Source organism: Bacillus sp. SD075 (assembly GCF_017355165.1).
Taxonomy (GTDB): domain Bacteria; phylum Bacillota; class Bacilli; order Bacillales; family DSM-1321; genus Peribacillus.
Genome location: NZ_JADILK010000083.1, coordinates 1 through 7,944 on the forward strand (window position 1 = coordinate 1; position 7,944 = coordinate 7,944).

The following is a 7,944-nucleotide window of genomic DNA, read 5'->3' on the forward strand; positions in this document are numbered from 1 at the left end:
GTGTTGCGAACCAAGATAACTTTTTTTTAAATTATGTCCTGTTATTTCTATTAGATAGAAGGTTGTAGTGAAAATTGGTTCTCATTTTATATGGGGAATCGTTTTGGCCATACTGAAATGTATAAGCGAGATATTCTTCTAGCCTTTAACAGAGAAAAGAGGGGATTCAATTAGATTGCAAATAACTAGGAGAATTGGATTTCAATAAGCAGCAATGCATATATTTTGGCTGAAAAGAAATTTATTCAGAAACTGGTAACTAAAAAAGGAGCGAATACCGAAATAGAAGGAAATCTGCATAAATATAAAATACTTTGTGCCAATGCAAATAAAAATATTCTTCATCTTGTATGAACAGTAACAAATCCAGGTTTGGCTGACTTATAAGATAAATGTGATTGAAGACAAGCACTTCGAAATGGAGCAATAAAGAGTATGAGTAATCATTTTATATTCATTAAGGACTGTTTCGTGAGTTTGACACAATTAAATTAGCGCAGTATAATAATCCAGTAGAACGATATACTAAATGGATTTAACTAATTAACTTTAGCATAGGTGTCAATTCAATACCTTTGAATAATAATTGCTCAGATTTCTTAGTAGAACGATATACTACGATCAACCAAGATTAGTAGAACGATATACTAATCGATCTATAAAGTTAGTAGAACGATGTACTAAAGGAAGTCGGTTAATCTAATGAGGTTTATTGTTTTTATTTAGTACGTAATTTTGTTTATTAAATCTTTAGTATGGGGCAAGGGGGCAGCTTCTGAAAGGCTTAAGAGTCAAATTGCATTTCGATAACTTTTTTAATAGGGGTGTGTTTCATGAAAAATCCATTTATAAAAATGGCAACAGGTTTATATATTAGCTATTTAATTTTAGGCATGATCAATATTATCATCGGATCAAATATGGAAAATTTGTCAAATCAATTAAATACAAGTGCATCAGGGATAAGTTATTTGGTTTCTGCCATAGGGATCGGTAAGTTAGTTTCTTTGTTTTTCGCGGGTAGACTGTCGGATAAATTAGGAAGGAAACCATTTGTTGTTTCAGCATCTTTTATCTACCTAATCTTCCTCATAGGAATACCTTTGGCTCCTAACTATACATTGGCATTTATATTTGCTGTATGTGCTGGTATTGCAAACTCATTTTTGGATGCTGGTACGTATCCAGCACTTATTGAGGCTTTTCAAAAGAAAGCTGGTTCCGCTACTGTATTAATAAAAGCTTTCGTTTCAGTAGGTGCCGCACTTCTTCCATTTATTATGGCGTTCTTTATAGCTAGAGATATGTTTTACGGGTATACATTCTTCTTAATGGCTGCTGTTTATCTTGTTAATGGATTATTCCTGCTTAAGGTTTCATTCCCGGATCATAAAGCTCAAGGCCAGACTCAAGATGATAAACAAGCTGTGCCGGTTCAACACCAATTCCTCTCAAAACCGAAGTTTGCCCAGGAGGGGGTAGCCGTCATACTATTAGGCTTCACATCAACTGCTTTATTCATGTTGGTTCAAGTCTGGCTCCCGAACTTTGGACAGGAGGTATTGGAATTAACTCAGGCTAAGGCTGTTCAATTGCTTAGTTACTATAGCATTGGCTCCCTTGTTTCTGTCATTTTACTAGCAGTTCTATTGAATAAAGTAATTAAGCCCATAACCGTCATGATTATCTACCCGATTATTGCAGCATTATCTTTATTGTCACTCATTTACATCCAACAACCATTTATGACTGTTTTGAGCGCTTTCTTCATTGGGTTATCAACAGCAGGGGTGTTCCAATTAGCCATGACGATAATAACAGAATTCTTCCCAGCCAATAAAGGGACGATTACTTCATATGTAAACATTGCAGCTAGTTCAGCCTTTATCATCATACCTTTTGTTACAGGTATCATTTCTAAGAGCGCTGGTTTAACTGCAGTCTTCTTATTTGATGTGGCAATAGCAGTAGTTAGTATCTTATTGGCCGTATTTGTTGCCTATCGATATAAAAAGGTAATTAAGATTTCTAATTAAATGGTCTAGCCGAACATCAGTGGGGCATGAAGCTCCACTGATGATAATGATAAAAGGGGGAAAAATCCATGCAAACAATCACGATCAAAGACGTAACGATCGGAGAAGGGGTACCAAAGATCATCGTTCCACTAATGGGGACAACTGAAGAAGAACTGCTTAAAGAAGTTGAAACGGTAAATGCTTTAGAGCCGGATATCATAGAATGGCGAGTAGATGTCTATGAACAGGTTGAAAGCTTAGAAGCCGTTTCGGATATGATTTCTAAACTTAGAAGTGCTGTACCTAATACTTTGCTGCTTTTCACTTTTAGAAGCCATAAAGAAGGCGGGAACAAGGAAATCAGCGATGATTATTATTTCCAACTTCTTCATGCAGCAATTAGAACGAAGAATATTGATCTTGTCGATGTGGAGTTGTTTTTCGAGGAATCATCAGTGAAGGAGACTGTAAAGGTAGCTGAGGAAAATGGCGTATACGTAGTGATGTGTAATCATGATTTCGATAAGACACCAGCTAAAGAAGAAATCATTTACCGGTTACGTAAAATGCAGGAATTGGGCGCACATATTCCCAAAATCGCTGTAATGCCCCAAACTGTTGGTGACTTAATCGTTTTATTAGATGCAACTTACACGATGAAAACAAATTATGCCGATCGTCCATTCATTACGATGTCAATGTCGGGTACAGGCCTGGTCAGTCGATTATCAGGTGCGGTGTTTGGATCTGCTTGTACATTCGGTGCCGGAAAAGAAGCATCTGCACCAGGACAAATTCCTGTTACTCAATTAAGAGATGTATTGGAGATCATGGATCAAAGTATTTAACTCATAATACCTTCCAAGAAGGAATTAATATAAAGTTTTAAAAACTAGGGGGAACAGAACATGGAAAATCTAGGACGAATTAACGGGAAAACAGAATTAGTAGGATTACTGGCGACACCTATCGGACATTCTTTATCACCTGCTATGCATAATTTAGCTTTCGATAAATTAGGGTTGAATTGCGCCTATTTAGCATTTGAAGTTGGAAATGAACAGCTGGAAGATGCAGTCAAAGGGATGCGTGCATTAAATGTAAAAGGATTTAACGTATCCATGCCTAATAAAATGAAAATCCTTCCATATCTAGATGAATTGGCAGACAGTGCTAAATTTTCTGGGGCTGTTAATACAGTTGTAAATGTCGATGGAAAGTTCGTAGGGCACAGTACTGATGGAATGGGATATACTCGGAACCTAAAAGAACATGGCATAGATATTAAAGGAAAGAAAATGACTCTTATCGGTTCTGGTGGGGCTGCTACTCCAATTGCCATTCAATCTGCGCTGGAAGGTGTGGCGGAAATCAGCATATTTGCTCGTGATGATGCTTTCTTCCCGCAAGCAGAAGAGAATGTACGTATCATCAATGAAGATATGAAGCACTTAAATGTGAAAGCTAATGTATATCCTCTTGAAAATGTTGAACAATTAAAAGCTGAAATCGCAACTAGTGATATTTTGGCAAATGGAACCGGTGTTGGCATGAAACCACTTGAAGGCTTAAGTGTCATTCAAGACGAATCAGTGCTGCGTCCTGATTTAATCGTAACCGATGTTGTTTATATCCCACGAAAATCTAAATTAATGGAACAAGCTGAGGCTGCCGGTGCTACAGCTATTAATGGTCTAGGGATGATGCTTTGGCAAGGTGCATTGGCATTTGAATTATGGACAGGTCAACAGATGCCTGTTGATTACATCAAAGAGCAATTGTTTGCAGAATAATATGATTCCACTCTGGAGATCATTCTCCATTTTATCGTAATAGAGGTTTTTTGATACTCGATGTGCATCATCTTTAAATGATTACATCCAATGAGTGCAGAAACTTCAGAGCTAAGAAATGCAGGGAGTGAAATCCCTTGTTTTTCTTAGCGTTTTTTTTTTGAAAAGTGGTTTTCATTTAAATGGATAACATAAAGGGGAGGCTTTAATGTAATTCCATTTTGCATTAACGTGTTCTAGGGAGAAATACAACGTGATTTATTATAGGGGTGTAATAATGAAAAATCAGTATTTTAAAGCGGCATCTGGCATGTATATTAACTATTTCCTGCTGGGGATGGTTAATATAATTCTCGCTTCAAACATGTCCTCTTTAACAGAACAATGGGATACGGATTCTACTGGCATCAGTTATCTTATTGCAGCAATAGGAATAGGCAGATTACTAACGTATGGACTCTCTGGAGTTTTATCTGATAAATTTGGAAGGAAGCCATTGATCATTGTCTCTTCTGTTATAATGGGAGTTTTTTTAATCGGGATTCCATTTTCCCCAACATATGAGATGGCCTTGGTATTTGCTTTACTTGCGGGAATTTCCAACTCAGCCATGGATGCTGGTACATATCCGGCGCTAACTGAAATGTTTCCTGAATCTGCTGGTTCCGCCAGTGTTATGGTTAAGGCTTTTGGTTCACTTGGTGCAACCATCCTACCATTTATGATCTTGTTCCTTACTACGAACCAATTATTTTATGGGTTTGCATTTTTATTACCGGCTGTCATCTATTTCATGAATATGTTTTTTTTGTTGTCAGCTTCATTTCCAAAAATCAAATCCGATACTGTTAGTAATGAGGAGAAGTTGCATATGAACAGGTTCGTTACTGAACCTGAATTTTGGTACGAAGGAGTCGCGCTAATCATAATTGGTTTTACATCAACTGCGTTATTTACAGTTTCGCAAATCTGGTTACCGAGTTTCGGCCAGGAAGTCGCAGGGATGTCATCTTCGAGTGCAATTAAATTATTGAGCTATTATAGTATTGGATCACTGATTTCCGTCTTGCTATTATCCATCTTATTAAATAAATGGATTAAGCCAGTGACGGTGATATTACTTTATCCAATGATTACTTTACTTACGGTTATCATCATATTATCGATTCATTCACCTATTGTCTTAAGTATTAGCTCCTTTTTCCTTGGAGCCTCGACAGCTGGGATATTTCAATTAACCATTGCAATAATGACTGAACTTTTCTGGAGGAAAAAAGGAACTGTAACAGGGATCGTTGCGACGGCATCCAGTTTAGCGAGCGTCATTTTACCTATTGCAACAGGCTTGATCGCTAAGGGCGGGGATATATCGCATATATTTCTTTTCGATTGCTTTATTGCAACTATAGGAATCCTGGCGGCAGCTTTTGTTTATTACCGATATAAAAAATTGACACAGCACCAGACCATATTTAACCATGGCTGAAAAATAGTGAAAGATTACTTGAAACTCCATCTTCTAGAACCAGGGTGGCGTTTTTTTTATTGAATATAGATGGATTGGAGTGAGTATTAATCGATGAGCTACCCATGTTCCAAAAGCAAGGGTGTAATAATGACAGTAACTATATTATTATTATAGTAAGAACATGATAATAATAAGTACATTAAAAATACATTCAAGATGGTGATTGAACTATGAAACAATCCAAAAAAGGGCGGGTCACGCTGCAACAAGTTGCGAAACATGCTGGGGTATCTACATCCACTGCTTCCCTTATCGTGCGCAATAACCCTCGAATATCGGAAGCGACGCGAAAAAAGGTATTAAAATCCATGCATGAATTGGGTTATGTTTACGATAGAATTGCAGCGAACCTAAGGTCGCAGAGTTCCGATACTGTAGGAATCATAATTACTGACATATCAAATACCTTTTTTTCTGAATTCCTGATAGGCGTTCACGATGCGTTGGATGAGGTCGGGTATACAGTTTTGCTGGGGACTACATTCGACTCGGTTGCCAAGCAAGACCATCTCCTTTCAACCATGATGGAACATAGGGTGGGAGGCTTGATTCTTTGTCCTGTCTCTGAAAGCTCACAAGATACAATTGAACGGTTAAATGGAATTGACACGCCGATGGTCCTTGCAGTCAGGGAACTGCCAGGAGTGAATAGCGACTATGTAGGCATAGACTATCCAAAAGGAGCCAGGATCGCTGTTGATCATCTCCTTGGAAAGGGGCATAAAAGAATTGCGCTCCTTGGTGGCATCAAGGAATCTTCGACTTGGATCGAGAGAATGGAGGGATACCGTGAAGCTCTTTCGAGAGCGGGATTGGAAGTGGATGAATCGTTGGTGATAGATAGTGCCCCTACACGGGAGGGAGGGCTGGAGGCTGTTTTGAAAGTACTTGAGAATCCTAATCCGCCTACCGCAATTTTTTGCTTTAGCGACTTAATTGCCTTCGGTGTTATGCAAGGACTAATGATGAAAGGATTTACTCCTGGAAAAGATATAGATATCGTAGGGTTCGATAACGTTCCAGTCGCAGAAATCTATCATCCTCCGCTAACGACCATTTCCTCATTTCCTAGACGTATTGGAAAAGAGGCAGCGAATCTTCTGTATCAGCAAATGGAGAAAGTTGAACGTGAACAACAGCGAATCATATTGAATCCAGAACTGATTATTAGGGAGTCCTCCTAAAAAAGAAAAATAAAAAGGTGATCAGTTTACAGGAGGCTAGGTATACATACCGCTGTACCCTTTTCATCTTTTCTATTATTCTTTTATTGGGAACATTGATTACATAAAAAAAGGATGGTCTTACTTAAGCGGTTCATAAATATCCCAGGCCACTTTCAATGAATCGACTATGAAGTCTGCCACTTCATCAACATCAAGGTCATTGGTATTCACTTTTGAATGATGATAGGAGTATATTTCCTGTCTGGTGTAAAAGAGTTCTTCGATTTCCTCAAGGGACCGACTTTGTAAAACAGGTCTACTGTCAATAAGTAAGCCTATTCTTTCTTTCCAGTATTCCCAAGATAAGTCCAGATAAAAGACGATGCAATTGGCTAAACAGATATTCCGTATATCCTCTTGTAAAAATGCCCCGCCTCCAACTGAAATGATTTTCAATTGTTGTTGACTAAAGCTTTCAATCACACTTTTTTCTTTTTCGCGAAAAACTTTTTCCCCAAACTTCTTGAATATTTCTGTAGTGGGCATATTGAATTCCTTTTCAATTTCTTGATCTATATCAATAAAGTCCCTATATAATTTCCTTGCTACTTTCTGTCCGATCGTCGTCTTTCCTACTCCCATAAAGCCAATAAAAACGATACTTTGCATCCTCAAAGATGTGTTTTTATTAATCATTTATAAATCCCTCTCCCAACTATTTTTATAATGATTAAAAGTCTCTTCTGAAATTTTTAAAATATATTTATTATAGTACAAGAAAGTAGAATTGTAAAAAAATTTTTTAATATTTGGACAATGAAATTCCGTGATTTAGCGGTTTATGTATAAATCAATCTATCCGAAAGGAACAATCAGTTTTTCAGTATTCGATTTATACATCTAATTATACGTTTCCTTATCTATACCAGGCTGTTATCACCATTATCTAGTGTTTGCAGGTTTTATTGATTTTGAGCATTACTAATTTGAAGGGGACGTGTTTCAAATGGGTCTTTGATTTAATAAAATGGAAGGTTTCAATGTTTTGTTGGATTTATGTTTTAAACGGAAGACAAGGTACGACAGGCACATTTATTCCTCCATATAATTGATTAATTCATTTATCAAGGAAATGTATTGACTTTAAAGTGGAATGGGATTAATATAAATAAGCACCAACTAAGACAAACGAAAAACTTCATCGTTTTTGGCAGATTGCTGAAAGAAATAATAACTATTGACTTCTTACTATGAAAATGATAAGATGAAATGGTCGCTGGAAAACAGCGATTTAAAATAAGTTGAAAACTTCGCAGAAGTTGACAACTAATCAATAAGATGTTATGATGAATAAACAGCCGTTCGGAAGAGCGATTGTGGAAATTGCTCTTTGAAAACTGAACAAAACAAAGCGCCAACGTGAAATTTTAAGTGAGCAT

6 protein-coding genes are annotated in these 7,944 nt (G+C 37.1%); 5 read left to right on the forward strand and 1 reads right to left on the reverse strand.

What is annotated here, in order from left to right; genetic code table 11:
* Positions 1–833: 833 nt before the first annotated feature.
* From IOC57_RS24975 to IOC57_RS24995, 5 genes are all read left to right on the forward strand, one after another.
* The gene (locus tag IOC57_RS24975; protein WP_207441275.1) at positions 834–2,036 is read left to right on the forward strand and encodes an MFS transporter; all 1,203 of its coding nucleotides are present in this window, start codon (positions 834–836) and stop codon (positions 2,034–2,036) included.
* A 68-nt stretch (positions 2,037–2,104) separates the two neighbouring features.
* Positions 2,105–2,866, forward strand: a complete 762-nt coding sequence (aroD, locus tag IOC57_RS24980; RefSeq protein ID WP_207441277.1) for a type I 3-dehydroquinate dehydratase — start codon at positions 2,105–2,107, stop codon at positions 2,864–2,866.
* 60 nt (positions 2,867–2,926) lie between these two features.
* On the forward strand, positions 2,927–3,811 hold the full coding sequence (locus IOC57_RS24985) for a shikimate dehydrogenase (protein WP_207441278.1): 885 nt from the start codon (positions 2,927–2,929) through the stop codon (positions 3,809–3,811).
* Positions 3,812–4,088: 277 nt separating this feature from the next.
* Complete coding sequence (locus tag IOC57_RS24990; RefSeq protein ID WP_207441280.1) at positions 4,089–5,297, forward strand: MFS transporter; 1,209 nt, start codon at positions 4,089–4,091, stop codon at positions 5,295–5,297.
* Positions 5,298–5,509: 212 nt separating this feature from the next.
* The gene (locus IOC57_RS24995) at positions 5,510–6,523 is read left to right on the forward strand and encodes a LacI family DNA-binding transcriptional regulator (protein ID WP_207441281.1); all 1,014 of its coding nucleotides are present in this window, start codon (positions 5,510–5,512) and stop codon (positions 6,521–6,523) included.
* A gap of 120 nt (positions 6,524–6,643) precedes the next feature.
* Here the strand turns inward: IOC57_RS24995 and IOC57_RS25000 are convergent, their stop codons facing one another.
* Complete coding sequence (locus IOC57_RS25000) at positions 6,644–7,201, reverse strand: shikimate kinase (RefSeq protein WP_207441283.1); 558 nt, start codon at positions 7,199–7,201, stop codon at positions 6,644–6,646.
* Positions 7,202–7,944: the final 743 nt, after the last annotated feature.

Bases quoted from the DNA above. Each gene is read 5' to 3' on its own strand.
- aroD (WP_207441277.1), top strand. From the start codon at position 2,105: ATGCAAACAATCACGATCAAAGACGTAACGATCGGAGAAGGGGTACCA.
- IOC57_RS25000 (WP_207441283.1), bottom strand. From the start codon at position 7,201: ATGATTAATAAAAACACATCTTTGAGGATGCAAAGTATCGTTTTTATT.
- IOC57_RS24975 (WP_207441275.1), top strand. From the start codon at position 834: ATGAAAAATCCATTTATAAAAATGGCAACAGGTTTATATATTAGCTAT.
- IOC57_RS24985 (WP_207441278.1), top strand. From the start codon at position 2,927: ATGGAAAATCTAGGACGAATTAACGGGAAAACAGAATTAGTAGGATTA.
- IOC57_RS24990 (WP_207441280.1), top strand. From the start codon at position 4,089: ATGAAAAATCAGTATTTTAAAGCGGCATCTGGCATGTATATTAACTAT.
- IOC57_RS24995 (WP_207441281.1), top strand. From the start codon at position 5,510: ATGAAACAATCCAAAAAAGGGCGGGTCACGCTGCAACAAGTTGCGAAA.